This window comes from Glutamicibacter sp. NPDC087661, assembly GCF_044743275.1.
Lineage (GTDB): Bacteria > Actinomycetota > Actinomycetes > Actinomycetales > Micrococcaceae > Glutamicibacter.
In genome coordinates this window covers 94,035-119,753 of the sequence record NZ_JBIUWE010000006.1, presented here as the reverse complement: position 1 = coordinate 119,753, position 25,719 = coordinate 94,035, and the positions used below count along the sequence as shown (strand labels likewise).

Genomic DNA, 25,719 nt, shown 5'->3' with positions numbered 1-25,719 from the left:
TTGGGGAAACACATGAGGCTGCTGCATCGTTTTACTTCGGTTATAGGCGCCACCGCCTTGGTATTCGCCGGGCTCGTGCCCCCAGCCCACGGTGCTATCAGCCCTGCAGACTGCTTCGAGTACATGGATGAGACCGCTAGTGTCGTCGTGGGTTTGTCCTGCAAGAACGTGGCATCGTTGCAGGAACTGCCGATGACGCGCGATATCCAGTGGATCGGCGTCGACACCCAGAAGGAGCAGGCGCTCGGTGGGCTGGAAGTCCTGGCCGCCAACCCCCAGTTGCAATCGGTGCGGATCAATAAGGCTCCACAGGAAATCATCGCGGAACTAGCCAAGCTGCCAGTGCTGGAGTCACTGTCATTGACATTCCCCAAGGGGCAGCAGGTGCAGCTGGCTGGGCTGGGACAGTTGTCTGACCTGAAGGAACTTGAAGTGCTCGCCACGAGTTCGACGGATTATCGCTGGGCCAAGGATCTGTCTGATCTCGAAGTACTGGATCTGGCTAGCTACACCAAGCCGCTCATCGAACTGAAGATCGGTGCCAGCACGGAAATTGAACCGGTGATCACGGTGGATGGCAGTGTGCTCAAGCCGTGGGAATACACCCGCGAACGAATCCTAGGCCAGATCAGCCCCACCGGATTCACCGCGAACAAAGCTGGATTCGCGGGTGTGGCGGCTGAACTCACCGACTTCGAGGCGGTGATCCCGGGACAGGAGAATCTGAAGTCTGTCAGCTACGCAGCCAGCTGGCACATTGGCGTGCGCGATACTGCCCAGCTCGGCCGAATTTCACTGAACAGGAACCCGTCGCTGGCGGGCCATGACGCGGCGGTCGTGGGAGATGCCCTGCTGGCACCGACAACCAATTACCCATACACGGCCCTGCAGTGGACCCGCAACGGGGCACCGATTCCCGGTGCCGTGGGAGAGAGCTACCAGCTGGTGCGCGAAGACTCCAAGAAAGTCATCGCGCTGAACTATGAGACGAAAGCAGTTCGTCAAAACGGCGAAGTATGGGTCCCCTCGGCGCAGGGGACGATGAAGTACGGAGCGCCGATTGCCGCGACAGTCGCCTCGATCGCCAAGCCGACGATCAGCGGCAGCAAGATCGTGGGACAGAAGCTCACCGCTTCCCTCGACGCCGCATACTTCCCGGAGTTCACACGCCATTATCAGTGGCTAGTCGACGGTTTCGAGATTCCGCGGGCTACCGCGAAAACCTATACCCCACCTCAGTCCTATGCCAACCGCAAGATCGCCGTGCGGGCAACTCTGCACGCGGCGGACGGAGAATCGGTATGGCTGCCGGCCAGCTCGGCAGTCAAGGTCGTCAAGGGTACGATCACGGTTGCCAAGCCAAAGGTCTCTGGAACCTCAAAAGTCGGTTCCAAACTCACCGCCAAGGCCGCCACACCGGCTCCCTCCGCCCAGTCCACTAAGTACCAGTGGCTGCGCAGCGGCCAGAAGATCAAAGGTGCCACGGCAAAGACCTACGCGCTCAAACCCGCAGATCTGAACCAACGGATCTCAGTCTCGGTGACCTATGCCAAGGCCAACTACACTACCAAGACCGTGACCAGCACTGCGACCGGGAAGATCGCAGCCGCCAAGCTCAAGGTCCTGAAGAAGCCGGTGATCACCGGCAAGAAATCCACCGGCAAGACCTTGAAAGCCACGGCAGGCAGCTACAACACTAAAAACGTGAAGATCTCCTACCAATGGACGCGCTCCGGAAAGATCATCCCCAAGGCCACCAAGCCGAATTACAAGGTCGTCAAAGCCGATGCCCGGAAGACCTTGGGCGTGTGGGTGACGGCCTCGAAACCCGGCTACACCACCGTGCTAACCAAGGTGAGCAAGAAGTAACTGGGCACGCTTTACCGCAACCGCGGACAGGAACTTGCTGGCTGCCAGCGCCGCCTTCCTCCCTGCCCGGGTAGCGCCCAAAGTCGAGGCCGACGCGCCATAGCCGACGAAGAACAGCCCCGGCACCGCCACGGCAGCCACCCCGTCCTCCATCAGGATGCCGCCTTGAGCCGTGTGCAGTTTCAGATCGCGCAAATGCCGGTGGGCATGCCGGAAGCCGGTCGCCCACAGGATCGCATCGATCTTTTCGCGTGACCCGTCGGAGAAGACGACGGCGTCGGATTCCAGCCGGTCGATCTTCCCCCGCGAAACCAGCGCCCCGGAGGCGATCCCGGCACGCATCTTCTCGGTGAGCAGCAACCCTGTGGTGCCCACCACCGACTTCGGCGGCAGCCCCGCACTGGTGCGCTCGTTGACCTGGCGCTCCACTTCCTGGCCCCATTCGGCACCGGTGGGAACATCGCGCCAGTCCGGTGCGCTGCGCGTGGACCACAGGGTATCCACGCCGGCAGCGCGCAACTGCACGATGAACTGGGTGGCACTGGCGCCGGCCCCGACCACCAAAACGCGCTGCCCAGCGAATTGCTGCGGGGAGACGAAGCCATTCGTGTGCACCTGCGGACCATCGAAATGCCCGGGGTAGACCGGCCAGAACGGATTGGACCAGGTGCCGGTGGCGTTGATGATGGTGCGCGCCCGGTAATCCGCATCGGCGTGCACCACGAAGTGCTCGCCGTCTTGCTGCACCGAGGTCGCCGGTGCGCCGTGGCGTACCGGCAACGCGAAGCGCTGTTCGTATTCCGCATAGTATTCGGACACCACCTGCGAGGCCGGTCGGGTGGAATCCTGCACCTCGAGCGGGAAATCGGGCAAGGGGTGGATGTGATGCGCGTCGCCCAGCGTGAGGGTATCCCAGCGGTGCTGCCAGGCCCCGCCGGGTGCAGGGTTCGCGTCGAGCACCAGGAAGTCGATGCCGCGCTTGGCCAGATGGTATGCGGCGGCAAGCCCGGCTTGCCCTGCGCCGATCACGATTGTCGAGTACACGCTTAAGGTAACCCTGCGCACTTCAAAGTCATTCCCGAAGCCATTTTCGCTACACTGGAACGCGTGACTGGCGTTAGGTGGGTAACCACCAGGGAGCTAATCGTGCGAGCCGCGCGCCTGGGTTTGCACACCACCCGCCTTGGGAACAGGGCACCTACGGAAGGAACAGCGTGAGCGCACGCATTCTCGACGGCAAGGCCACCGCGGCCGCCATCAAGCAGGAACTGGCCGAACGCGTTGCCAAGCTCAAGGCTGCCGGGCACACCACCGGACTGGGCACCATCCTGGTTGGCAACGACCCGGGCTCGGCCTGGTATGTCGGTGGCAAGCACAAGGACTGCGCCGAAGTGGGCATCGAGTCGATCCGCGTGGACCTGCCCGAGGAAACCACCCAGGACGAGCTGCTGGCCAAGGTGCGCGAGCTGAACGAGAACCCGGACTGCACCGGCTACATCGTGCAGCTGCCGCTGCCCAAGCACATCGATACGGACGTGATCCTCGAAGCCATGGATCCGGCCAAGGATGCCGACGGCCTGCACCCGATGAACCTGGGCCGCCTGGTCGCCAACGTCAACCGCCCGATGGCCTCCCCGCTGCCATGCACCCCGCTGGGCTGCGTGGAACTGCTGGCCCGCCACGATATCGACCTGAACGGCAAGCACGTGCTGGTCCTGGGACGCGGCGTGACCATCGGCCGCCCGGTCGGCCTGCTGCTGACCCGCCGCGACGTGAACGCGACCGTCACCCTTGCCCACACCGGCACCACCAATCTTCCTGAACTACTCGCCCAGGCCGATGTCATCATCGCCGCCGCTGGCGTGCCGCACATCATCAAGGCCGACGCCATCAAGGAAGGCGCGATCGTGCTGGACGTGGGCGTTTCCCGCGTGGATGGCAAGGTCACCGGCGACGTTGATCCGGCTGCCGCCGAGGTCGCGTCGTGGATCTCGCCGAACCCGGGCGGCGTGGGTCCGATGACCCGCGCGATGCTGCTGAACAACGTGGTCGAGGCCGCCGAGCGCAACGCCCGATAACGCGAAAGCTCCCAAGGGCCGGTTCCATGCGGAACCGGCCCTTGGCCTATGTGCTGGCGATTGCGCAAGGGGTCTAGGCGACCGGCTGCCTATCCTCGAGAGGAACGCGTCGGTCGAAGACCAATGCCCCGACTTCCTGCTCGGCCTGATTGGTGATGGACAGGTTAATCCCGGCTCGATCCCGCACCAGGCTGACGGCAATCAGCGAAACCGCCGTGATGCCGATCAGATAGAGCGCTACGGCGTCCGTTGACCCGGTGGCCTGCACCAGCGCGGTGGCAATCATCGGGGCGAAAGCACCGCCAAGAATTGCACCGAGCGCGTAGGAGATCGAGACTCCGGAGAATCGCACCGAGGCTGGGAACAGCTCGGAGTACAGCGCCGCCTGCGGACCGTAGGACAGACCCAAACCTACTGCGAACAACGCAAAGCCAAGGTACAGCATCGGTAGGCTGGCGGAGTTCACCATCCAGAACAACGGGAAGATGCACAGCAGCTGGCTGGTGAAGCCAATCTGGTACGTGCGTTTGCGACCGATCTTATCGGCCATGATCCCCGAGAGCAGGGTGAAGAGGAACCACATGACGGCACCGAAGGAGACCGCCAACAGTACCTCGGTGCGGCTGAACCCAACCGGTCCTTCAGGATTCGTCATGTAGGCCTGTAGGAATCCGCCGGTAGTCATATATCCAGCGGCGTTGTTTCCCGCGAAGATCAGCGCCGCGATGAGCACCAATGCCCAATGCTTCTTGAACAGCAGCAGTACCGGCACTTTGGTTTGGGCCTTCTTGTCTGCGATTTCCTGGAAAATCGGGGATTCATCCACGGCACGACGGATGAAGAAGCCGACAACCACGAGTACCACCGAGAGCAGGAACGGCACGCGCCAGCCCCAAGCCACGAAGGCTTCACCGGGGGAGATGACGCCGGTCATCAGCGCGGTGACCGCCGAAGCGAGCAACATGCCCAGTGGCACACCCAGCTGCGGATACGAACCTGCGCGCGCTCGACGGTCAGCTGGGGCGTGCTCCACTGCCATCAGCACGGCGCCGCCCCATTCGCCACCGGCGGAGATGCCTTGCAGGATGCGAAGGACTAGCAGCAGGATCGGTGCCAGAATTCCAGCGGTTTCAAAGTTGGGCAGTAAACCGATCAAGGTGGTGGATGCCCCCATGAGGGTGAGCGTGAGCACCAACATGGCGCGCCGGCCAATCTTGTCGCCGAAATGCCCGGCGAGAAATGCGCCAAGCGGGCGGAATAGGAAGGATATGCCCACCGATGCGAAGGCTAGCAACAGCCCGATCTGCTCGCCTGCAGGTTCGAAGAACAGGTGCGCGAAGACCAGCCCGGCGGCCGTGGCGTAGATGAAAAAGTCATACCATTCGATGGTGGTGCCGATGATCGTGGCCATGGCCACTCGGCGTTGGTTGGTGCTAGGAGCGGAGCTCATAATCAGATCCTTGCGGTTATCTGGCAGGAGCCAGGGTGAGAAGTTCCTTGAGCGTGTTGCGCTCGAGCATTTCTGCCGTGATCGGCATGCCGGAGGCCAATAGTTTGCGTGCCGCCTGATGATCGGCGGGCCGGTTGACGGATTCGACCGCGACCAGCAGACCCTCGCGCAACAGGGCGAGGGAGAATTTCCCGGTGCTCGGCTCTCCAAGCACCAGCTGGGTGTCCTGCGGTGCCCCGAGCCCGGCGATCTGGACCTTGATCTTGTTCTGCGTGCTCCAAAACCAGGGAACCTGCCCGTATTCGGTGGGTATATCGGTGAGTGTGCGGGCTAAGGTGCGGGCCTGGTCGGTGGCGTTCTGCACGGATTCCAGTCGGCACCTGCCCGTTGTGGACGGGTAGTTGGCGCAGTCGCCCAGAGCGTAGACCCCGGCGTGGCTGGTCTGCAAGGTGGCATCCACGACGATGCCATCCTGGATGCGCAGGCCAGCGCCGGCCGCCAGCTCGGTGTTCGGAAGCACCCCGATGCCATAAAGCACCAAGTCTGCATCGAGTATTCGACCCCGCGTCGAGTGGACTTGGAGTGCTCCGGCGACGTTCTCGATCCGCGCCACGCCCTCTTCGTTGTGCACGTCGACGCCGTGGGCACGATGCTCGGCCGCCAGCCAATCGGCGGTGGTGGAACTTAACGCCCGGTTCAACGGGCGGGGGCCGGTAGACAATACGCTGATACCGATGCCTTGTGCGGCTGCCACCGCCGCGAACTCCATCCCGATGAAGCCGGCACCGATGACTACCGCACGCTGCGCGTTCTTCAGCTTTTCCCGCACGGCTTTGGCATCGGCAAGGGTGCGCAAGGGGTACACCGCGTCCAATTCAGCGCCTGGGCAGGGCAGGTCGCGGTTCCGGGCACCGGTGGCGAAGACCAATTTCGTGTAGTCCAGCAGCTTCCCGTTCGATAGGGTCACGGTGCGCGCGGCGGTATCTACCGCGACGGCGGTCATCGAATGCACCGTGATCGCCTGCCGAACGTAAAACTCGGGCGCGCGTAGCGGGAGTACGGCATCGCAGCTGACCAGGTCCTTGGACAACGGCGGGCGCTGGTAGGGCAAGGTGCCTTCGTCGTCGATGAGGTCGATCGCGCCGGCAAACTGCTGCTCGCGCAGCGAGTCGGCCAGCTGGACTCCGGCGTGGCCGGCGCCGATGATGATGATGCGCTCCATGCTCACACCTGATCGCTGGGAATGCTCACGTGCAGGCTTTGGCCGGCACCCACCGAGATCTGGCAACCGAGCCGGCTGAATTCGGAGCGCGGTGCGGTGGTGCAGTCCAGCATTTCTTCCTCGTCGTCGGCTATTGCAGGCAGCTGGGCTGCATCGGCCGGGTCGACGTAGACGTGGCAGGTGGCGCACATGGCTTGGCCGCCGCATTCGCCGACTATCCCCGGGACGCCCCGGGTGACCGCGGCACGCATGACGTTGGTGCTTTCGGCGAGCTCGACCTCGGTGGCAGTGCCGTCGGGTTGGGTAAAGATGATGGTAGGCATAATTCCTTCTTAGAAAAGTACTGGCATTTTGGTCATGCCGCGGAAAACCCAGCCGGCATCGGTGCTGGCCTGCTCGGGGTCAAGACGCAGCTGCGGCAGCTGGTCGATCACCGCGGGCAGAGCGACCTGGGCCACCTGGGCGCGGGCGATCCAGGTGCCGGCGCAGAAGTGGACCCCGCCGCCAAAGGCCAAATGCGGCTTCTTCTCGCGGAAGATGTTGAAGCTTTCGGGATCCTCGAATATCTGCGGGTCGCGATTGGCTGCGCCGAGCACCACCCCAAGCCGGGCGCCGGCGGGCAATTCGATCCCCTCGAGCACCACCGCCTGGGTCGTCTCCCTCGGGTACATGCCGATCGGGGCGATCCAGCGCACCGACTCCTCGAAGGCCTTGGCGTGAAGCGCCGGGTCTTTGCGCACCGCGGCCAGCTGCTCTGGGTGGTTCAGCAGCGCCCAGACGGTGTTGGCCAGCACGTCGCGTGGTTCATTGAGCCCGCCGCCGATGGTCATCTTCAGGTTGGCGCGGATCGCTTCTAGCGGGATTGGCATGGTGGCCAGGTTGGAGAGCAGCGAGTGGTCAGGGTTGGCGGCGAGGTACGGGATCATTTCGTCGATGGCGGCGTCCACCTCGGCCGAGGACTGCGCTGCCTTGGCCCAGATCTGCGGGTCGTCGGCATAGTTGCCGGTGCCATCGATCATGGTTTGGCTCCAGCGCTGCATATCCTGCTGGGTGGCATTGTGGAATCCGCAAATCAGGCGTAGGTTCTCCGCGGTGTAGGGAGCCGCATAGTCCCAGACGAAGTCGGCGCCGGGGCCCGCCTCCCGCAGGTTTGCCAGCCAGGTGGCGTGGTTTTCTTCGAAAATGCCCATCCAGTGCTTCTTGATGGTGCCCGGACGCAGGGTCGCTCCATAGGCATCGCGGTCCACCTGGTGTTCCGGGTTGTCCTTGCGCAGCATCGAGTGGCCCATGGAGCGTTTCATCAGCGAGTTGCGCTCGTTTGCGGAGAAACGCGCCTCATCCTGTTCGATCTCATGCGCGGCGGCGTAGGAGGTCACCATGTAGCGGTTGACCGCCGGAACCCAGTGCACCGGTGCCTCCTCCCGTAGGCGCTGGTAGATCGGGAACGGGTCCTGGTGCAGGTCTTCGATGCGTACCCAGTCGGCGACCGGGGCGGGGTGGCCGGGGGTGCTGGCTGGGGCAGCCGCAGGGGCTGGGGTGGCAGTGGCCCCGCTGAAGGGGCAGGTTGCGGTATTCATTCGTTCTCCTCGGAGTTGCTTCTCACTTCAGTGTGAGGCGTGTCATAACCTCGGGTAAAGTGGTTATTATCGATGAGTATCCGCGGTTTTAGTGAGGTGATGATGAGATATACGTTGCGCCAAATCGAATGCCTGCGCGCCGTGGGGCAATATGGTTCCATCGCCGCCGCAGCGCAGGCACTGATGCTGTCGGCTTCGGCTGTAAGCGGTGCACTTAACGAGCTCGACCGCGCATTCAATACCCAACTGACCGTCCGTCGCAAAGCGCATGGCGTGAGCCTGACCGCATCCGGTGAATATGTGCTAACAGAGGGGCGCAATCTCTTGCAGCTGGCCGAAGACCTGGACGCGATGGCCGCCGAGGCCGGGGCGGTGCTGCGCGGACGGGTGCGCATTGGGTGCTACCAGTCGCTGGCGCCGACGGTCCTAGTTGAATTGCTCGACGAGTACCTCAAGCGCTACCCGCAGGTGCAGGTGGATTTCTTCGCCGGCACCCAAGAGCAGATTCACCGGAAATTGCAGGCCGGGGAGCTGGATTTGGCGGTGGTGTATGACTTCGGCATGCCCGATGGGCTCAATCAGCGCGTGCTGCAGATCTCCGAACCGGTCGTGGTCCTGCCGCCAGCGCATCCGTTGGCGCAGCAGCCCAAGATCGCTTTGGCACAACTGGTTTCCGAGCCGATGATCCTTCTTGATGTGCAACCCAGCCGCGAGCATACGAATATGCTCTTCGCGGCCGCCGGGTTGACCCCGTGGATCCGGTACCGGACTACCGATTTTGAAGCCACCCGTTCGATGGTTGCGCGCAATATGGGTTACGCGATCCTGATCCAGCGTCCGCAGGGAGATCGCTCCTATGAGGGCAAAGAGCTGGCCGTGCGCGGCATTCATCCGGTGGTCAGCAAGGTCCGGGTATGTCTGGTGAGTCCCGAGGCGCTGCGACCATCGCGTGCGGTGGCCGCCATGCATGAATTAGCTGTAGCGCTGCACTAAAAATGGCCCGTTCCAAAAGGAACGGGCCATTTGCATGGAGATTAGGCGTCCTGGGTGGACTTCACTGCTTCAGCGCGGCGCTTGTCGAAGACCAGCGCGCCCACTTCCTGCTCCGCCTGGTTGCGGAAGGACAGGTCGATTCCTGCCCGGTCGCGGATCAGCGAGACCGCGGTGAACGAGATTGCAACGACGATCAGCAGGTAGATGGCCACCGCGGTGGTGCCGCCGGTCGCCTGCACCAGCGCCTGGGCGATGGTCGGTGCGAACGCGCCGCCGACGATCGCGCCGATCGCGTAGGAGATCGAGACGCCGGAGAAGCGTACCGAGGCCGGGAACAGCTCCGAGTAGAGCGCCGCCTGCGGGCCGTAGGTCAGCCCCAGTCCGATGGAGAACAGGCCGAAGGCCAGGTAGAGCAGGCCCAGCGAGCCGGAGTTGACCAGTGCGAAGACCGGGAAGAGCGAAGCTGCCAGAATAATGAAGCCGATCTGGTAGGTGCGCTTGCGCCCGATCTTGTCGGCCAGCAGGCCAGCGACCAGGGTCATGACCAGCCATACGGCGGCGCCGAAGGCCACGGCGACCAGCACGTCGGTGCGCTCCAGCCCGACCGGGCCATCAGGGTTGGTGGTGTAGGCCTGGAAGAAGCCGCCGGTGGTCATGTAGCCTGCGGCGTTGTTGCCGGCGAAGACCAGCGCGGCAATGAGCACCAGTGGCCAGTGCTTCTTGAACAGCACCAGGATCGGCACGGCGGTCTGCGCCTTGTTCTCGCTGATTTCCTCGAAGACCGGGGACTCGTCCACCGAGCGGCGCACGAAGTAGCCGACGGCGATCAGGATAATCGACACCAGGAACGGAACGCGCCAGCCCCATTCGAGGAACGCATCGCCGGGGGAGATCACCCCGGTCATCAGCGCCATGGTGCCCGAAGCTAGCAGCATGCCCAGTGGCACGCCCACCTGCGGGTAGGAGCCTGCGCGGCCGCGGTGGCCGTCGGAGGCGTGCTCGACGGCCATCAGCACTGCGCCGCCCCATTCGCCGCCAGCGGAGATGCCCTGCAGGATGCGCAGCAGCAGCAGCATGATCGGCGCCCAGATGCCTGCGGTCTCGTAGGTCGGCAGCACGCCGATCAGCGTGGTGGCTGCACCCATCAGCGCCAGGGTCAGGACCAGCATCGCACGGCGGCCGATCTTGTCGCCGAAGTGCCCGGCCAGGAATGCGCCCAGCGGGCGGAAGAGGAAGGACAGGCCGACCGAGGCGAAGGAGATCAGCAGTGCGATCTCCTGGCCTGCTGGTTCGAAGAACAGCTGGCTGAAGACCAGGCCCGCTGCGGTGGCGTAGATGAAGAAGTCGTACCACTCCACGGTGGTTCCGATGACCGTCGCGAAAGCTACGCGGCGCTGGTTGGCCTTGGCGGCCTTGGGTTGTGTCATAGTGCTTCCCTTGCGAGTGGTACCGAGGCGTCAATCACTGGCACCTGAGTTTTGGGTCACTCCAGTGTGGCACCAAGCACAAGTAAGGTAAACTTCAAATATCTGCAAAACTTCTGAAGGTTGGCTTATGTATTCGATGCGCCATCTGGAAATCATGGCTGAACTTCCCGCACACAGCACGCTCGGTTCGGCGGCCAGTGAATTGAGAATCTCGGAATCGGCCTTGTCGCAGGCAATTACCGCCATCGAGAAGCATGCCGGGGAGACCTTGTGCCTGCGCCGCAAGGCCCACGGGATCCGGCTCACCGCTTCGGGTCAGCACTTCGCCGCCATGGCCCGGAAGATCCTCTCCGATGTCGGCGAATTGCGTGCAACATTCCCGCAAACCGAAGGAGCGCTGCGCGGGCCGGTGCGCTTCGGCTGCTTCGCTTCGCTCTCTCCGCACCTGATTCCGGCCACGCTGGAAGGGTTCGACCACCCCGAGGTGCAGCTCGATGTGCGCGTAGGCACCCACGAGGACTTGCTGCCGGCCCTGCGAGAGGGCGAGATCGATGTCGCTTTCGTCTACGACCTGCAGCTGCCCGCGGACATGGACAAGCAGAGGATCTACCAGACCGAGATGCAGGTCGTGCTGCATCCCGAGCACCGGCTGGCCAACCTCGCCCGGCCGCTGGAATTGGCCGACCTGGTCGACGAATCGCTGATCATCTACGAGTCCGACCCGAGCACCGAACACCAGCAGCAGCTCTTCGCCTCCCAGGGCCTGCAGCCCAGGATCGCCGCCTCGGTCCCGCAGATGATCCTGGTCTCCGCGATGGTGGGCCGCGGCCTGGGCTACGGGCTGCTCATGCGCCGCCCGAACAATGCCGAGGTCTCCATCGAGGGCCGCCCGCTGGCCTTCCGCGAGCTCAAGGCCCCCAACTACCCGAACGCGGTCGTGGCGATCACGCCCAAGGGGGTCCAGATCCCGGCCCGCGTCCAGGCGCTGATCGACCACTGCACCTGCGCGATGGCTGAGTCCTGGTAGACGCGAACACCTGGTGCGCGCATAATGGCCACATGATTGGCACGTGGCAGGCCATGGTCATCGACTGCGAGGACCCCGATGCACTGGCCGGATTCTATGAACAGCTCCTCGGGATGGTGCGCATCGACAACGAGCCCGACTGGGTTTCCATTGGCGATGCCCCGGATCACCCTGCGCTCGCCTTCCAAGCGGTCAGCCCGTACGTGGCCCCGCAATGGCCCGGGCATGTGCACCCGCAGCAGGCGCATATCGACGTGAGAGTCGCCGACCTGGACCTGGCCGAAGAACAGGTGCTGCACCTCGGTGCGCGCCCGACCGGCGAAGGGTCCAAGACCTTCAGGGTCTATCTGGACCCGCAGGACCACCCGTTCTGCCTGGTGAGCTGGTAGCCGCGTAGGCGATCTTCGCCGCCTGCAGCCGGGTCGAGACCCCGAGCTTGGCCAGCACCTGGGAGACATGCGTCTTCACGGTGCTCTGCCCGATGCCCAGCCGCTGCGCCAATTGCGGGTTGCTCAGCCCTTCGGCCAACCCGTCGAGCACCTCGCGTTCCCTGCCTGTCAAGCCATCGGGCAGCTTCGCGGTGCCGGGTTCCGGCGCCAGCGCCCGGGCCAGGATCCGCGAGGTCACCTGCGGATCCAGCACGGATTCGCCGCGGGCCGCGGCCCGCACGCCCATGATGATCGCCTGCGGTTCGGCGCTCTTGAGCAGGAACCCGTGCGCCCCGGCCTGCAGTGCGCCAAAAAGGTACTGGTCGTCATCGAAGGTCGTGAGCACCACGACGCGGCAGCTGCCATGCAGGGCCTTGGTGGCCTCGATGCCATCGAGCACCGGCATGCGCAGGTCCATCAGGATGACGTCGGGGGACAGGGCACGGGCCATGGAAATGGCCGATCGCCCGTCGGCCGCTTCGCCCACGACTTCCAGGTCTTCCGCGGCCTGCAGCACCAGCCGGATCCCCATGCGCACGGTCGCATGGTCATCGACGATCAGGACTTTCACGGCTTCTCCATTGCTTCGGCTGGGCCCGGGAATTCGACGTGCACTGCGAAATCCGGGCCGGTGCGGACCCCGAACCGGCCATCGAGCGCGGCGACCCGGGTGCGGATATTCTCCAGCCCGGTGCCCGCTCCCGGGCCGCGGCTGGCGTTGGGCCGCAGGCCGTTGCTCGCCGTGATCGCCAGGCCCTGGTCCTGGATCACGCTCAGTTCCAGGGTAGTGCCCGGCGCATGCTTGGCGTGGTTGACCAGCAGCTCGCAGACCGTGCGGTGCGCGGCGGTATGCACCGCAGGACTGAAGCGCTGCGGATGCGCGACCCGGTACTCCCAGCGCACCGGGCTGCCGAATCCGGCCACCAGCTCAGGCAGATCCTCGATCCGCGCCTGCAGCGCAGGGCCCCCGGCATGCAGCATCCGCACCATCGCGGCCATGTCTTCCAAGCCGGACACCGACTCATCGCGGATGCTCTGCAACGGAGCCCGCACCTCCTGGGGTGCGGCCGGAAGCAGGGCGCCGGAGAGCAGCGCGATTGACGAGAACCTGGCCGAGAGCACGTCATGCATCTCGCGGGCCAGCGCAGTGCGCTCCTGGACGCGGGAAAAGTCGTGCTCGGCGACCAGCTGGTCCTCGCGGGCATCGGCCGCCGACTGCACAGCCTCTGCCCGCTGGGCTTCGGCCTTGGCCAGCTCCTTGGCGGTGCGCACATTCTCCGCCCAGAGCATCGGGGTGAAGAGGATGAAGCCGGCCATGAGCAGGGCCAGCACCACCTCCTGCGGATTCCCGGTGACCAGCCAGGCGGCGATGGCCAGCGAGATGGCCGCCAGGCACAGCAGCGCCAGCGCCACCGTCCGCGTGCGCACCGAACCGAGCAGGAACAACCCGAAGACGCATTCGAAGATCAAGAAGTACCCGCCCAGGCTTCCCACGGCCAGCAAGCCGGCCCCGGCGAGCAGCATGGCCACGGAGCTGGCTACGAGAAAACGGCGACGGACCAGCACAGCGGCCAAGCCGATGAGCAGCAAGACGATCCATTCGTACCCGCGGATCGCGAACCATGGGGGATTGGCCAGTCCCGAAAGATGCAAGATGGCGGTGAGCACCAGATAGGTGCCGACGACCTCGGGTTCCTTGTCGCCGCTGCCCATCCGCCGAATGAAGTCCATGCTTCCAGCATCCCCGAACTGGCTGCCCGCCGGTATCCCCCTTAAGGAGGAGAAGGCGCAGCCCACTGGCCGATACCGCGATCCGGCAGGCCGCGGAACAGTGGAACCCATGGACATCATGACAAGCAATCCCGAACTATCCCTTCTCATCCTGGCGCTGATCGATTCGACCAGCATCGGCACCCTGGTCATTCCGCTGTGGCTGCTGCTGCGGGGACGCCGCGCGGCCATTGCCAAGGTCCTGGCCTATCTGCTGGTGATCGCCGGCTTCTACTGGGTCATCGGCGTGCTGCTGCGCAGCGGGTTGCTGCTCATCGACCCGGCCATCTTCGAGCACCGGTTCTTCCGGCTGGCAGGAATGGCCGCCGGGGCGCTGATGATCATCTGGGCGCTCACCTACCGCACCGATGCGCAGAAGGAAGCCAGCGCACGGAAGAAAGCCATCGCGCATAGCGGCGCGGCACCGGCAGCGCCGGAACCGGCGGATGCAACCGAACAGGTGCCGCTGCGCCTGCGCAGCCGCTTGGGCACTGCGCTGGATACCCGCACCGGGTTGATTGCCCTGGCCCTGTTCGCCGGCCTGCTGGAACTTCCCACGATGCTTCCCTACCTCGCAGCCGTTGGCGTCATGCAGGGCGCCGGCTGGGGCACCGGCCTGCAGCTGCTCGCGCTGATCGGCTACTGCCTGGTGATGATCGTCCCGGCATTGGTGCTGGTTGGCGCGCTTGCGCTCGCCGGGCCGCGCATCGAGGCCTGGTTGCAGAAAATGGGGGCCAAGGCCTCGGCATACGCCCAGGAAACCCTTGGCTGGGTGGTGGGCATCGGCGGATACCTGCTGATTCGCGCGAGCCTTTCCGGGCAGGACCTGCACAGCCTGTTCGGCTAGCCACGCTGTGGGCGAAAGGGCACGGTTCCAATTGGCTTGAAGCGGGGTAATGATGCGAGAATTGACGGCATGGAACCTCTAGGCAGCAGCGCGAAGCAGGGCAGGAAAGTCACCCTGAACGCATCAACTTTGGCAATGTCCGTCATGGTCATCGTCCTTCTGGTGGCAGTGGTATTCGCTGCCAACTCCAACCAGATCGTCGGCTGGTTTGTAGTCGTCATCTCCGCCGGTTGGCTGCTGCTGGCCGCATTCATGATGTTCGGCCTCAAGCGGGGCGCCGAGAAGATCAACAACTCGCTGCGCGAAGCCACCGCGGCGGCCACCCCGCGCGCCCAGCCCGGCACTGTGGTGGTTGACGAAGCCACCAGCCAGCGCGACATGAAGCTGGATCACTCGTTCAAGATCGTCCAGGTCCAGGCACGCGTGATCGCCGAACAGCGCCAGAGCCGGGGCGAGGATCACGAGGCCATGATCGACCGGGCGCTGGAGACGATCCAAATGACCGCGACGAATGCGCGGGACATGATCAAGCCGGCCAAGCCGATGGATGGCGAAATCATCGACTAATTGTCCAGGGCAACGCGCAAGCGTTGCCCTTTTTCGTTGCCCGTGTTCCGGCGCAGGCCAGATCAGCGCGTAATCGATCGCATAATTTTGTAAGCTGGAATAGTGATACCTACCAGTGTGGAAATTCTCAACAAGGACGCCGGCGCGCTGCGCGTCGCGTCGGTCAACGTCAACGGCATTCGCGCGGCCTACAAGCGCAATATGGCGGACTGGATCGCCGCCCGTGACGTGGACATCCTGTGCCTGCAGGAAGTACGCGCACCGGACAAGATCCTGCGCGACCTGATTGGCGAGGGTTGGCATATCCTGCATGCCGAGGCCAAGGACAAGGGCCGCGCAGGCGTTGCCGTCCTCTCGCGCACCGAGCCGGTAGCCGTGCGCGAGCACATCGGCGAGGACTACTTCGCAGAATCCGGCCGCTGGGTCGAGGCGGACTTCGATATCAACGGCGAGAGCTTCACCGTCGTCTCGGCCTACGTCCATTCCGGCGAGCTGGGCACCCAGAAGCAGGAAGACAAGTACCGTTTCCTGCAGCGCATGAACGTGCGCCTGGTGGAATTGAAGAACGAGAAGGACCACGTCCTGGTGGTAGGCGATTTGAACGTCGTGCACACCGAAAAGGACATCAAGAACTGGAAGCCGAACCACAACAAGCGCGCCGGCGTGATGGACGAGGAGATCGCCTACTTCGACGGGTTCTTCGGTGAGATCGGCTACAAGGATGTGGCGCGCGAGCTGGCCGGCGACGTGCAGGGACCGTACACCTGGTGGTCCTTCCGCGGACAGGCCTTCGACAACGACGCAGGTTGGCGCATCGACTACCACATGGCCACTCCGGCGCTAGCCGCCAAGGCCATCAAGTCCCACGTAGACCGTGCCTCGGCCTACGATTTGCGCTTCTCCGACCATGCACCGCTGGTCGTCGACTACCAGTTCTAAGGAAAACCATGGAAACAACCCGTCCCCGCGTCCTGTCCGGAATGCAGCCATCGGGCGATTCGCTGCACCTGGGCAACTACCTGGGCGCGCTGGTCAATTGGGTCAAGACCCAGGATGACCACGACGCATTCTTCTTCATCCCGGATATGCACGCGATCACCGTCTCGCAGGATCCGGCGGAGCTGCGCGCGCGTACCCGAAAGACCGCTGCGCAGTTCATCGCCGGCGGCATCGACCTGGACAAGTCCACCCTGTTCGTCCAGTCGCAGGTCCCCGAGCATGCGCAGCTGGCCTGGGTGCTGAACTGCATCACCGGTTTCGGCGAAGCCAGCCGCATGACCCAGTTCAAGGACAAGTCCTCCAAGGGCGGCGCGGATGCCGCCAGCGTCGGGCTGTTCACCTACCCGGTCCTGATGGCCGCGGACATCCTGCTCTACCAGCCCGAAGGGGTCCCGGTGGGCGATGACCAGCGCCAGCATGTGGAGCTGGCCCGCGATCTGGCCAAGCGCTTCAACCACCGTTTCGGGCAGACCTTCACCGTGCCGGAGGCGTTCATCCCCAAGGAGGGCGCACGCATCTACGACCTGCAGAACCCGACCTCGAAGATGTCCAAGTCCGCCGAATCCCCTGCCGGCTTGATCAACGTCCTGGATGAGCCGAAGCTGATCGCCAAGCGCATCAAGTCCGCGGTGACCGACGCCGGGTCCGTCGTGGCCTACGACAAGGCCGAGAAGCCGGGCGTTTCGAACCTGCTCGATATCCTGGCTGCCGTGACCGGCAAGAATGTGCCAGAACTGGTCAACGAGTTCGAAGGCAAGATGTACGGGCATCTGAAGGTGGCTGTGGCAGAAGCCGTGGTGGAGCAGCTGGCTCCCATCCGCACCCGTACCCTGGAGCTGCTCGATGATCCGGCGGAGCTGGATCGCCTGCTGCTTGCCGGTGCGGCCAAGGCGCGCGTCGTCGCGTCGAAGACCGTTGCCGACGTCTACCAGAAGGTCGGCTTCCTGCCGCCGCTGGGAGTCTAAGAGCCAATGGTTTTCGAGTACACCCTGGGCGTGGTGATCCCGGTGCCGCAGCCGCACCGCGAGACTCTGCGCGCGTGGCGCCAGGAATACGGGGGAGAGGCCACCGCGCCGATTGCCCCGCATATCACCTTGGTGTCCGGGTCGTACCTGAATTCCTGGGAGAAGGCGGCTGCCCAGGTGCGCCGGGTAGCCGCCACGGCGGAGCCCTTCACCATCCATCTGGGTCCGGCCCGGACCTTCCGGCCGGCCAGCGAAGTAGTCTTCCTGCCGCTGGAAACCGGAGCGGACGAATGCTGGAAGCTGCACCGCGCGCTGCTGGGCGACGCGCTGAGGCACGAATCGGCTTTCGCCTACCATCCGCACCTGACCATCGCGCAGAACGTGGCTGCACGGCAATTGGACGCCGCGCAGGCAGCATTGGGCGAGGCGCACCTGTCCTTCGCAGCGGATCGTATCCATTTGTTCGATACCCGTGGCGGGGATTGGAACTTCAGCGAGCAGATTCCGCTGGGTTCCTCGCTTGCCTAGTTCACCCTGCAGAAAACGCCAGCCTCGCGGCTGGCGTTTTCCGTGTCGGCTGGCGAGTCACTTCTGGCGGACGTTGGCCTCGATCTTCGCTCCGGTATCGGCGTCGATGTTCTTCCAGTATTGGATCGCGTTGGACAGCACCGGCTCGATGACGCCATCCAGCGCCCCGGTGACGGTGTCCACCAGTTCGGCGCGCTGGGCATCATCCATCACCTCGCGGACCAGGATGCCGGGTTGTACGAAGTCCCCATCGTCCTTGCGCAGCGTGTAGGCCTCGCGGACCAGTTCGCCGTCGGACTCGAAGGAATTCTCCGCCGGTCCGGTTTCATCGCTCCATGAATCCCCGAAGGAGTTCGGCGCATAGACGCTGCGATCCCCGGTGTGATCGTAGGTCATGCTCCCCTCGAAGTTGTACGAGTGGACCGGGCACTTGGGCTTGTTCACCGGCAGCTGCTGGAAGTTGGTGCCGATGCGGTAGCGCTGCGCATCCGCGTACGCGAAATTGCGTCCCAGCAGCATCTTGTCAGGACTCATCCCCATGCCCGGGACCATGTTCCCGGGGGAGAATGCGGCCTGCTCGATTTGCGCGAAGAAGTTCTCCGGGTTCCGGTTCAGCGTCATGGTGCCGACCTTGATGCGCGGATAGTCCTTCTTGGACCAGACCTTGGTCAGGTCGAAGGGGTTGAACCGGTAGGTCTTGGCTTCCTCGTAGGGCATGATCTGCACGTACAGGTCCCACTGGGGAAAATTTCCGGCCTTGATGGCATCGAACAGGTCGCGACGGTGGAAGTCGGCGTCGGATCCGGCCAGTGCCTCGGCCTGCGCCCCGCGCATGGTCTCGAACTTCTCGGACTGCTTGTTCAGGAAATGGTACTTGACCCAGAATTTCTCTCCGGCAGCATTGACCCACATGTAGGTGTGCGAGCCGTAGCCGTTCATTTCGCGCCAGGTCTTGGGCAGGCCGCGCTGGCCCATGATGTAGGTGACCTGGTGGGCGGATTCCGGATTCTGCGTCCAGAAGTCCCACTGCATGGTTCCATCGCGCAGCCCCGAATCGGGCAGCCGCTTCTGGGAGCGGATGAAGTGCGGGAACTTCATCGGATCGCGCACGAAGAACACCGGCGTGTTGTTCCCGACCAGATCGAAATTGCCTTCGGAAGTGTAGAACTTCATCGAGAAGCCGCGCACATCGCGCCAGGTGTCGGGAGAGCCGAGCTCGCCGGCAACGGTGGAGAAACGCATCAGCGTTTCGGTTTTCACGCCAGGCTGGAACAGGGCCGCCTTGGTGTACCGGGATACGTCCTCGGTGGTTTCGAATTCGCCGAAGGCTCCGGAACCCTTGGCATGCGGGCGGCGCTCGGGAACGTTCATCCGGTTGAAATGTTGCAGGGTCTCGACCAGATGATGATCGTGCAGCACGATGGGGCCGTTGGCGCCCACCGTCAGCGAGTTGCGGTCGCTGGCTGCCGGGATTCCTGCTTGGGTTGTCGAGGTGGTTTCTTCACTGGCCATGTTTGCTCCTCAGCTATGTGGTGCATTGGGAAAAGGGCGAGTACTGCCCATCATGCCACGCGAGGCGGGGGCGTTGAAGGGATGCAAAAAGGGCCCGAACCGTTGAACGGTTCGGGCCCTCAGCGCGTCCTTAGACGGTGCGCGCCAGAATTGCCTGCTTGACCTCGGCGATAGCCTTGGTCACCTGGATGCCGCGTGGGCATGCTTCGGTGCAGTTGAAGGTGGTGCGGCAGCGCCACACGCCTTCCTTGTCGTTCAGGATCTCCAGGCGCATGTCGCCTGCATCATCGCGCGAGTCGAAGATGAAGCGGTGGGCGTTGACGATCGCGGCCGGGCCGAAGTACTGGCCATCGGTCCAGAACACCGGGCAGGAGCTGGTGCAAGCAGCACACAGGATGCACTTGGTGGTGTCGTCGAAGATCTCGCGATCCTCGGCGGACTGGTAGCGTTCCTTGGTTGGCTCGTGGCCCTTGGAGATCAGGAATGGCATGATCTCGCGGTAGGACTGGAAGAACGGTTCCATGTCGACGATGAGGTCCTTTTCAAGGGGCAGGCCCTTGATGGCTTCAACGGTGATCGGCTTGGAGGTGTCCAGGTCCTTGAGCAGGGTCTTGCAGGCCAGGCGGTTGCGGCCGTTGATGCGCATGGCATCGGAACCGCACACGCCGTGGGCGCAGGAGCGGCGGAACGACAGCGAGCCGTCCTGCTCCCACTTGACCTTGTGCAGGGCGTCCAGCACGCGGTCGGTGCCGTACATGGTCAGCTTGAAATCTTCCCAGTATGCGTCCGCAGTAGCCTCTGGCAGGTAGCGGCGAACGCGCAGGGTGATGTCGAAGCTCGGGATCTCTCCGCCGCCGCCAACGCCTGGCTTCAGGTCGATCTTTGACGGTGGTTCTGGCAGTTCGGTGCTCATTAGTACTTACGCTCCATTGGCTGGTAACGGGTAAAGACCACTGGCTTGGTCTCCATGCGGATGCCCTTGATGTCCTCGGTGACGGCTTCTGCGTCACGGTAGGACATCGAGTGCTTCATGAAGTTCTCATCGTCGCGGTCTGGGAAGTCCTCGCGGTAGTGGCCGCCGCGGGATTCCTTGCGGTGCAATGCAGCAACGGTGATGACCTCGGCCAAGTCGAGCAGGAAGCCCAGCTCGATGGCTTCGAGCAGATCCAGGTTGAAGCGCTTGCCCTTGTCCTGGATGCTGATGTTCTTGTAGCGCAGGCGCAGATCCTCGATCACGTCGCGCGCTTCCTTCAGCGAACGCTCGTCGCGGAATACCTGGACGTTGGCGTCCATGGTCTCCTGCAGGATCGAGCGCAGGTCCGAGACGCGCTCGGTGCCGTTGCCGGTCAGCACGCCGTCGATCTGCGCGGTGACGAATGCTTCCGGGTTCTCCGGCAACTCGACGAAGTCGGCGGTCTTGGAGTACTCGGCAGCGGCAACGCCGGCGCGCTTGCCGAACACGTTGATGTCCAGCAGCGAGTTGGTGCCCAGGCGGTTCGAGCCGTGGACCGATACGCAAGCAACCTCGCCGGCAGCGAACAGGCCAGGAATGACGGTGTCATTGTCCTGCAGCACTTCGGTGTTGATGTTGGTTGGAACGCCACCCATTGCGTAGTGCGCAGTGGGGTAGACAGGCACCGGATCGGTGAATGGCTCGACACCCAGGTAGGTGCGGGCGAACTCGGTGATGTCCGGCAGCTTGGATTCGATGTGCTCTGGTTCCAAGTGGGTCAGATCCAGCAGCACGTAGTCCTTGTTCGGGCCGCAACCGCGGCCTTCGCGGACTTCGTTGGCCATCGCGCGGGCCACGATGTCACGTGGAGCGAGGTCCTTGATGGTCGGCGCATAGCGTTCCATGAAGCGCTCGCCATCCGAGTTGCGCAGGATCGCGCCTTCGCCACGTGCACCCTCGGTGAGCAGGATGCCCAGTCCGGCAAGGCCCGTTGGGTGGAACTGGAAGAACTCCATGTCCTCCAGCGGCAGGCCCGAGCGGAAGGCGATGCCCATGCCGTCACCGGTCAGGGTGTGCGCGTTGGAGGTGGTCTTGAAGACCTTGCCGGCGCCGCCCGAAGCGAAGATGACCGACTTGGCCTGGAAGACGTGCAGTTCGCCGGTAGCCAGGTCGTAGGAGACGACGCCGGCAACGCGCTTCTGCTTGTAGGCGGTGCCGTCCTCGCGGTAGGCATCTTCTTCGACCATCAGCAGGTCGAGCACGTAGTACTCGTTGTAGAACTCGACGTTGTGCTTGACGCAGTTTTGGTACAGGGTCTGCAGGATCATGTGGCCCGTGCGGTCAGCTGCGTAGCATGCGCGTCGCACGGCGGCTTTGCCGTGGTCGCGGGTGTGGCCGCCGAAGCGGCGCTGGTCGATCTTGCCCTCTGGGGTTCGGTTGAATGGGAGGCCCATCTTCTCCAGGTCCAGCACGGCGTCGATGGCTTCCTTGGCCATGACCTCGGCTGCGTCCTGGTCAACCAGGTAGTCGCCACCCTTGATGGTGTCGAACGTGTGCCACTCCCAGTTGTCTTCCTCGACGTTGGCAAGTGCTGCGCACATGCCGCCCTGGGCCGCACCGGTGTGCGAGCGGGTTGGGTAAAGCTTGGTTAGCACTGCGGTGCGTGCGCGCTGACCGGATTCGATCGCTGCACGCATGCCTGCACCACCGGCACCGACGATAACAACGTCGTACTTATGTACCTGCATTCTTGATGCTCTCTTTTCTAAAAATCTGTGTGGCTATTGGCTGGAACTAGGGGAGTTCCAATTAGCACTGCGGCAGGGTGCTGCCGGCTACGCATGGATCGAAGGTGAAGATCACCAGGGAACCAAGCACGATGATGAAGATCGTGGCGACGTACAGGATGCCCTTGAGCCATGCACGGGTAGCGTGCTTCTCTGCGTAGTCGTTGATGATGGTGCGCACGCCGTTGGTGCCGTGCAGCATGGCCAGCCACAGCATGGCCAGATCCCAGAACTGCCACAGCGGCGAGGCCCACTTGCCGGCCACGAAGCCGAAGCTGATGCCGGAGATGCCTTCGCCGACCATCAGGTTGGAGATCAGGTGTCCGAAGATCAGGACGATCAGCACGACGCCGGAGAGGCGCATGAACAGCCATGCCAGCATTTCGAAGCTTCCGCGGGACTTTGGTCCGCGCTTGTACTTTGGATCAATGCGCTGGCTGCGAGGAGCAGGAATAGAAACGCTCATGGCTTAGTGGCTCCCAAATGCGATCGACAGGTGACGGATGGCGAAGCCCGCAAAGACGATGACCCAGAGGATCAATACGCCCCAGAGCAACTGGCGCTGGTACTTGGTACCCTGCTTCCAGAAGTCGACCAGGATCAAGCGCAGACCGTTGAATGCGTGGAAGAGGATTGCTGCAACCAGACCGGTTTCACCAAGTGCCATCCACGGGGTCTGGTAGGTGCTAATGATTGCGTCGTAGGCGCCGGCATCGACACGGACCATGGCCGTATCGAGCACGTGCACCAGCAGATAAAGAAAAATAACGACACCGGTGACTCGGTGTCCCACCCAGGACCACATGCCTTCATGGCCGCGGTATAGGGTGCCTGACGAAGTCTTCGACACTGAACTAAACCTCCAAGGCTCGCAACGGCGCATGTGTATATTGCACACAATGAGATTTGACGCACTTGTGCGAGCGTTCCTTGTGCGAGTCTAAACCACTTGGCTAGCTCCAATCTATTTCGTGTCTCGTTCCTGTGAGCATGTTCACCGAAAAGGGGTAATTATGCGCTAAAAGGCCGAAATCCCGCCCGTAATACCTCATGCGATGTTTTCGTATTTAATCTGTTGCACAGGTTTCAATGGACAGGATTATCCACCGAATGAATTAGTCTGGAAGGCGTGAATGCAGACCTATTAGCCCGATTCCACGGCGTGATCCCCGCCGGCGGCGTCGGCACCCGATTGTGGCCCCTCTCCAGGGCTTCCGCTCCGAAGTTTTTGCACGATCTGACCGGATCCGGATCCACGCTGATCCGCGCCACCTATGACCGCCTGGTCCCGCTGGCCGGCGAACGGATCATGGTGGTCACCGGGCGTGCGCACCGCGGAGCCGTAGTGTCCCAGCTGCCCGAGCTGTGCGACGAGGACCTGGTGCTCGAGCCGGAGCCGCGCGACTCGGCCGCCGCCATCGGCCTGGCCGCCGCGATCCTGTACCGCCGCGACCCGAACATCATCATGGGCTCCTTCGCCGCGGACCAGGTCATCGCGCCGGTTGAGGTGTTCCAGGCCGCGCTGAGCGAAGCGATCCACACCGCTGCGACCGGCAAGATCGTGACCATCGGCATCCACCCGACGCACCCTTCCACCGGTTTCGGCTACATCCAGACCGGCGAACCGCTCCAGGTTCCCAATGCGCCGTCGGCGCGCGGCGTGGTGCAGTTCGTGGAGAAGCCCGATGAGGACACCGCCCGCAAGTACCTGGCCTCGGGCGGGTTCCTGTGGAATGCCGGCATGTTCGTCGCGCCGGTGAGCCTGATGCTCAAGCACCTGGAAGCCAACGAGCCGGCGCTGTACGCGGGCCTGATGAAGATCGCCGATGCCTGGGAAACCGATCAGCGCGAAACCGTGATGCGCGAAGTCTGGGCCGATCTGCCGAAGATCGCCATTGACTACGCGGTGGCCGAGCCGGCCGCCGCGGCTGGGGACGTCGCGGTGATCCCGGGCGTTTTCAACTGGGACGACGTGGGCGACTTCGCCGCGATCGGCCGCTTGAACAAGGCCAGTGCCGAGGAGGGCATCATCAACCTGGGCGGCGAGTCGGTGCGCGTGTATGCCGACAGCGCTACCGGCGTGGTCTATTCGGACCGCCCGCGCGTGGTGGCCCTGGTCGGGATCGAGGATGTGGTCGTGGTGGATACCGCCGACGCGTTGCTGGTGACCACCAAGGAGCATGCGCAGAAGGTCAAGCAGACCGTGGAGGCCTTGAAAGCCGACGGTGCTACCGAGGTGCTCTAGCACAGCAGGATTGCGAACGGGGCGAGCTGGCCGGCAATAGGTCGGCGCGCCCCGTTTCCCTTGCCTGATGTTGCGCAATGCGCCCGAACATTACGGAAAACTGTCATTTTCTGCACCGTGCCGAGTATCTTCAAAAGGTGTCCACCGTGAATGAAAATGGCAATCCGGCTTCCGTCAGCGACTTCACCGAGCCGCTGATCGACCAGCTGATCGGCTTCCGCAGGGAACTGCATCGCAACCCGGAGCTGTCCTTTGCTGAGCACCAAACCACCGAGCGGATTCTCGAAACCCTGCGTGCTGCCGGGCTGGCTCCGCAGAAAATGGCCGACACCGGCGCCTTCGTGGACATTGGCGAAGGGCCCATCCGCATCGCCTTCCGTGCCGACATCGACGCGCTGCCGGTGGTGGAGGAAACCAACCTGGACTTCGCCTCGATGACCCAGGGCGTGGCGCACGCCTGCGGCCACGACATCCACACCACCGTGATGATTGGCGTGGCCTTGGCCCTGGGCAGGATCCATGCCGCCGGCAAGCTCGATGGCTGCGTGCGGGTGATCTTCCAGCCCGCCGAGGAGAAGCTTCCCGGCGGGGCGCTGTCGGTGATCGAGCAGGGCTTGCTCGATGGCGTGCCGCGGGTGCTCGCGCTGCATTGCGACCCGCGGATCGACGCCGGGCATATCGGCACCCGCATCGGTGCGATCACCTCGGCCAGCGACACCATCCGCATCGAGGTCAACGGCCGGGGCGGGCACACCTCGCGCCCGCACCTGACCGAAGACATCGTTTTCGCGATGAGCCAGATCGCCACCCAGGTCCCGGCCGTGCTCGGACGCAAGGTCGACGTGCGCTCGGCCGTCTCGGTGGTCTGGGGCCAGATCCATGCCGGCAGCGTGCCGAACGCGATCCCCGCCACCGGATACCTGGCCGGCACCATGCGCTGCCTGGACGGCGATGTCTGGTACGAGGCCGGTGAGCTGCTGGACCAGGCCGTGCGCCAGATCGCCGCTCCCTACGGAGTGGAAATCAAGCTGCAGCACACCCGTGGAGTGCCTCCTGTGGTCAACGCTCCGGCGGAGACCGCATTGATCGAGGACGCCGCGCGCCGCGAGTTCGGGGCCGAGGCCATCGAGCTGACTCCGCAGTCCATGGGCGGGGAGGACTTCGCGTGGATGACGCAGAAGGTTTCCGGTGCGATGCTGCGGCTGGGAACCCGCACCCCGGGCGGCAAAACCTATGACCTGCACCGCGGGGACTATATCCCGGACGAATCGTGCATTGGCGTGGGGGTTCGCATCATGGCGGCCGCCGCCATGCAGGCTGTGCGCGAGGCGAACGCCAAATAGGGCGTTGGCCACATCAAACCCGAAAGTTTTTAACATTTCTTTGACGCTTTAACAATTCGGTCAGTGACTTGGGCTTTGGCGTTAAGCGCTTGCCGTTTTGCGGCCCGTAAGTTATCTGTTTGTAATCTTTATC

Annotated in this window: 25 protein-coding genes; 12 read left to right on the top strand and 13 right to left on the bottom strand. The window is 63.5% G+C overall.

Annotated elements, in window-relative coordinates; all coding sequences use genetic code 11:
- Positions 1-12: 12 nt before the first annotated feature.
- A complete protein-coding gene (locus ACIOTN_RS15745; protein WP_105657402.1) occupies positions 13-1,869 on the top strand; it encodes a hypothetical protein in 1,857 nt (618 codons plus the stop codon).
- Here the strand turns inward: ACIOTN_RS15745 and ACIOTN_RS15740 are convergent.
- A complete protein-coding gene (locus ACIOTN_RS15740; protein ID WP_402735669.1) occupies positions 1,846-2,913 on the bottom strand; it encodes a flavin-containing monooxygenase in 1,068 nt (355 codons plus the stop codon). The two genes, ACIOTN_RS15745 and ACIOTN_RS15740, sit on opposite strands and share 24 nt — an antisense overlap.
- A 170-nt stretch (positions 2,914-3,083) precedes the next feature.
- Between ACIOTN_RS15740 and ACIOTN_RS15735 the strand changes: the two genes are divergently transcribed.
- On the top strand, positions 3,084-3,947 hold the full coding sequence (locus ACIOTN_RS15735) for a bifunctional methylenetetrahydrofolate dehydrogenase/methenyltetrahydrofolate cyclohydrolase (protein ID WP_402735668.1): 864 nt from the start codon (positions 3,084-3,086) through the stop codon (positions 3,945-3,947).
- Between the two features lie 73 nt (positions 3,948-4,020).
- Here ACIOTN_RS15735 and ACIOTN_RS15730 read toward each other — a convergent pair whose 3' ends face one another.
- Genes ACIOTN_RS15730 through ACIOTN_RS15715 form a run of 4 tightly spaced genes read right to left on the bottom strand, consistent with a single transcriptional unit; the run spans position 4,021 to position 8,196 of the window.
- Positions 4,021-5,397: an MFS transporter gene (locus ACIOTN_RS15730; RefSeq protein WP_402735667.1), complete on the bottom strand. Its 1,377-nt coding sequence runs from the start codon at positions 5,395-5,397 to the stop codon at positions 4,021-4,023.
- 16 nt (positions 5,398-5,413) lie between these two features.
- Positions 5,414-6,619, bottom strand: coding sequence for an NAD(P)/FAD-dependent oxidoreductase (locus ACIOTN_RS15725; RefSeq protein WP_402735666.1), 1,206 nt, complete (start codon positions 6,617-6,619; stop codon positions 5,414-5,416).
- A gap of 2 nt (positions 6,620-6,621) precedes the next feature.
- Positions 6,622-6,942, bottom strand: coding sequence for a 2Fe-2S iron-sulfur cluster-binding protein (locus ACIOTN_RS15720; protein ID WP_402735665.1), 321 nt, complete (start codon positions 6,940-6,942; stop codon positions 6,622-6,624).
- A 9-nt stretch (positions 6,943-6,951) separates the two neighbouring features.
- Positions 6,952-8,196: a cytochrome P450 gene (locus ACIOTN_RS15715; RefSeq protein WP_402735664.1), complete on the bottom strand. Its 1,245-nt coding sequence runs from the start codon at positions 8,194-8,196 to the stop codon at positions 6,952-6,954.
- 114 nt (positions 8,197-8,310) lie between these two features.
- Here ACIOTN_RS15715 and ACIOTN_RS15710 point away from each other — a divergent pair, with 114 nt between their 5' ends.
- Positions 8,311-9,189, top strand: coding sequence for a LysR substrate-binding domain-containing protein (locus tag ACIOTN_RS15710; protein ID WP_402735663.1), 879 nt, complete (start codon positions 8,311-8,313; stop codon positions 9,187-9,189).
- A gap of 41 nt (positions 9,190-9,230) precedes the next feature.
- Here ACIOTN_RS15710 and ACIOTN_RS15705 read toward each other — a convergent pair whose 3' ends face one another.
- Positions 9,231-10,616 (bottom strand): MFS transporter, encoded by a 1,386-nt coding sequence (locus ACIOTN_RS15705; RefSeq protein WP_332731617.1) that lies wholly within the window; start codon positions 10,614-10,616, stop codon positions 9,231-9,233.
- A gap of 127 nt (positions 10,617-10,743) precedes the next feature.
- On the opposite strand from ACIOTN_RS15705, the gene ACIOTN_RS15700 reads away from it, so the two are divergent.
- Complete coding sequence (locus ACIOTN_RS15700; protein ID WP_105657412.1) at positions 10,744-11,643, top strand: LysR family transcriptional regulator; 900 nt, start codon at positions 10,744-10,746, stop codon at positions 11,641-11,643.
- A 32-nt stretch (positions 11,644-11,675) separates the two neighbouring features.
- The gene (locus ACIOTN_RS15695) at positions 11,676-12,032 is read left to right on the top strand and encodes a VOC family protein (RefSeq protein ID WP_402735662.1); all 357 of its coding nucleotides are present in this window, start codon (positions 11,676-11,678) and stop codon (positions 12,030-12,032) included.
- On the opposite strand, the gene ACIOTN_RS15690 is transcribed toward ACIOTN_RS15695, so the two are convergent.
- A complete protein-coding gene (locus tag ACIOTN_RS15690; RefSeq protein ID WP_402735661.1) occupies positions 11,980-12,642 on the bottom strand; it encodes a response regulator in 663 nt (220 codons plus the stop codon). The two genes, ACIOTN_RS15695 and ACIOTN_RS15690, sit on opposite strands and share 53 nt — an antisense overlap.
- Positions 12,639-13,802, bottom strand: a complete 1,164-nt coding sequence (locus ACIOTN_RS15685) for a sensor histidine kinase (protein WP_402735660.1) — start codon at positions 13,800-13,802, stop codon at positions 12,639-12,641. The genes ACIOTN_RS15690 and ACIOTN_RS15685 overlap by 4 nt, the downstream gene beginning before the upstream one ends.
- Positions 13,803-13,911: 109 nt before the next feature.
- On the opposite strand from ACIOTN_RS15685, the gene ACIOTN_RS15680 reads away from it, so the two are divergent.
- From ACIOTN_RS15680 to ACIOTN_RS15660, 5 genes are all read left to right on the top strand, one after another.
- On the top strand, positions 13,912-14,688 hold the full coding sequence (locus ACIOTN_RS15680) for a GAP family protein (protein WP_166650664.1): 777 nt from the start codon (positions 13,912-13,914) through the stop codon (positions 14,686-14,688).
- A gap of 69 nt (positions 14,689-14,757) precedes the next feature.
- Positions 14,758-15,255 carry a hypothetical protein gene (locus ACIOTN_RS15675; protein ID WP_402735659.1) on the top strand — a complete coding sequence of 166 codons (498 nt, stop codon included), beginning with the start codon at positions 14,758-14,760 and terminating at the stop codon, positions 15,253-15,255.
- Between the two features lie 102 nt (positions 15,256-15,357).
- A complete protein-coding gene (locus ACIOTN_RS15670; RefSeq protein WP_133833097.1) occupies positions 15,358-16,194 on the top strand; it encodes an exodeoxyribonuclease III in 837 nt (278 codons plus the stop codon).
- A gap of 8 nt (positions 16,195-16,202) precedes the next feature.
- A complete protein-coding gene (trpS, locus tag ACIOTN_RS15665; RefSeq protein WP_402735658.1) occupies positions 16,203-17,219 on the top strand; it encodes a tryptophan--tRNA ligase in 1,017 nt (338 codons plus the stop codon).
- 6 nt (positions 17,220-17,225) lie between these two features.
- Entirely contained in the window at positions 17,226-17,747 is a 522-nt protein-coding gene (locus ACIOTN_RS15660; RefSeq protein WP_133833095.1) for a 2'-5' RNA ligase family protein, read from the top strand.
- Positions 17,748-17,804: 57 nt separating this feature from the next.
- Here the strand turns inward: ACIOTN_RS15660 and ACIOTN_RS15655 are convergent, their stop codons facing one another.
- The 5 genes from ACIOTN_RS15655 to sdhC all read right to left on the bottom strand — a co-directional run bounded on the left by ACIOTN_RS15655 (position 17,805) and on the right by sdhC (position 22,881).
- Positions 17,805-19,259 carry a catalase gene (locus tag ACIOTN_RS15655; protein ID WP_332489296.1) on the bottom strand — a complete coding sequence of 485 codons (1,455 nt, stop codon included), beginning with the start codon at positions 19,257-19,259 and terminating at the stop codon, positions 17,805-17,807.
- 130 nt (positions 19,260-19,389) lie between these two features.
- A complete protein-coding gene (locus ACIOTN_RS15650) occupies positions 19,390-20,172 on the bottom strand; it encodes a succinate dehydrogenase iron-sulfur subunit (protein ID WP_105661693.1) in 783 nt (260 codons plus the stop codon).
- Positions 20,172-21,959 carry a succinate dehydrogenase flavoprotein subunit gene (gene sdhA / locus ACIOTN_RS15645; RefSeq protein WP_105661694.1) on the bottom strand — a complete coding sequence of 596 codons (1,788 nt, stop codon included), beginning with the start codon at positions 21,957-21,959 and terminating at the stop codon, positions 20,172-20,174. Before sdhA ends, ACIOTN_RS15650 begins: the two co-directional genes overlap by 1 nt.
- 61 nt (positions 21,960-22,020) lie before the next feature.
- On the bottom strand, positions 22,021-22,464 hold the full coding sequence (locus ACIOTN_RS15640; RefSeq protein WP_105657424.1) for a succinate dehydrogenase hydrophobic membrane anchor subunit: 444 nt from the start codon (positions 22,462-22,464) through the stop codon (positions 22,021-22,023).
- Between the two features lie 3 nt (positions 22,465-22,467).
- A complete protein-coding gene (gene sdhC, locus ACIOTN_RS15635; protein ID WP_388025151.1) occupies positions 22,468-22,881 on the bottom strand; it encodes a succinate dehydrogenase, cytochrome b556 subunit in 414 nt (137 codons plus the stop codon).
- A 246-nt stretch (positions 22,882-23,127) separates the two neighbouring features.
- On the opposite strand from sdhC, the gene ACIOTN_RS15630 reads away from it, so the two are divergent.
- Positions 23,128-24,243, top strand: coding sequence for a mannose-1-phosphate guanylyltransferase (locus ACIOTN_RS15630; RefSeq protein WP_402735657.1), 1,116 nt, complete (start codon positions 23,128-23,130; stop codon positions 24,241-24,243).
- A gap of 146 nt (positions 24,244-24,389) precedes the next feature.
- Entirely contained in the window at positions 24,390-25,586 is a 1,197-nt protein-coding gene (locus ACIOTN_RS15625; protein ID WP_105657427.1) for an amidohydrolase, read from the top strand.
- The last annotated feature ends 133 nt before the right edge of the window (positions 25,587-25,719 follow it).

Coding starts and splice junctions, on each gene's coding strand:
- ACIOTN_RS15745 (WP_105657402.1), top strand. CDS start 13: ATGAGGCTGCTGCATCGTTTTACTTCGGTTATAGGCGCCACCGCCTTG.
- ACIOTN_RS15730 (WP_402735667.1), bottom strand. CDS start 5,397: ATGAGCTCCGCTCCTAGCACCAACCAACGCCGAGTGGCCATGGCCACG.
- ACIOTN_RS15725 (WP_402735666.1), bottom strand. CDS start 6,619: ATGGAGCGCATCATCATCATCGGCGCCGGCCACGCCGGAGTCCAGCTG.
- ACIOTN_RS15720 (WP_402735665.1), bottom strand. CDS start 6,942: ATGCCTACCATCATCTTTACCCAACCCGACGGCACTGCCACCGAGGTC.
- ACIOTN_RS15715 (WP_402735664.1), bottom strand. CDS start 8,196: ATGAATACCGCAACCTGCCCCTTCAGCGGGGCCACTGCCACCCCAGCC.
- ACIOTN_RS15705 (WP_332731617.1), bottom strand. CDS start 10,616: ATGACACAACCCAAGGCCGCCAAGGCCAACCAGCGCCGCGTAGCTTTC.
- ACIOTN_RS15700 (WP_105657412.1), top strand. CDS start 10,744: ATGTATTCGATGCGCCATCTGGAAATCATGGCTGAACTTCCCGCACAC.
- ACIOTN_RS15695 (WP_402735662.1), top strand. CDS start 11,676: ATGATTGGCACGTGGCAGGCCATGGTCATCGACTGCGAGGACCCCGAT.
- ACIOTN_RS15685 (WP_402735660.1), bottom strand. CDS start 13,802: ATGGACTTCATTCGGCGGATGGGCAGCGGCGACAAGGAACCCGAGGTC.
- ACIOTN_RS15680 (WP_166650664.1), top strand. CDS start 13,912: ATGGACATCATGACAAGCAATCCCGAACTATCCCTTCTCATCCTGGCG.
- ACIOTN_RS15675 (WP_402735659.1), top strand. CDS start 14,758: ATGGAACCTCTAGGCAGCAGCGCGAAGCAGGGCAGGAAAGTCACCCTG.
- trpS (WP_402735658.1), top strand. CDS start 16,203: ATGGAAACAACCCGTCCCCGCGTCCTGTCCGGAATGCAGCCATCGGGC.
- ACIOTN_RS15660 (WP_133833095.1), top strand. CDS start 17,226: ATGGTTTTCGAGTACACCCTGGGCGTGGTGATCCCGGTGCCGCAGCCG.
- ACIOTN_RS15655 (WP_332489296.1), bottom strand. CDS start 19,259: ATGGCCAGTGAAGAAACCACCTCGACAACCCAAGCAGGAATCCCGGCA.
- ACIOTN_RS15650 (WP_105661693.1), bottom strand. CDS start 20,172: ATGAGCACCGAACTGCCAGAACCACCGTCAAAGATCGACCTGAAGCCA.
- sdhA (WP_105661694.1), bottom strand. CDS start 21,959: ATGCAGGTACATAAGTACGACGTTGTTATCGTCGGTGCCGGTGGTGCA.
- ACIOTN_RS15640 (WP_105657424.1), bottom strand. CDS start 22,464: ATGAGCGTTTCTATTCCTGCTCCTCGCAGCCAGCGCATTGATCCAAAG.
- sdhC (WP_388025151.1), bottom strand. CDS start 22,881: ATGCGCCGTTGCGAGCCTTGGAGGTTTAGTTCAGTGTCGAAGACTTCG.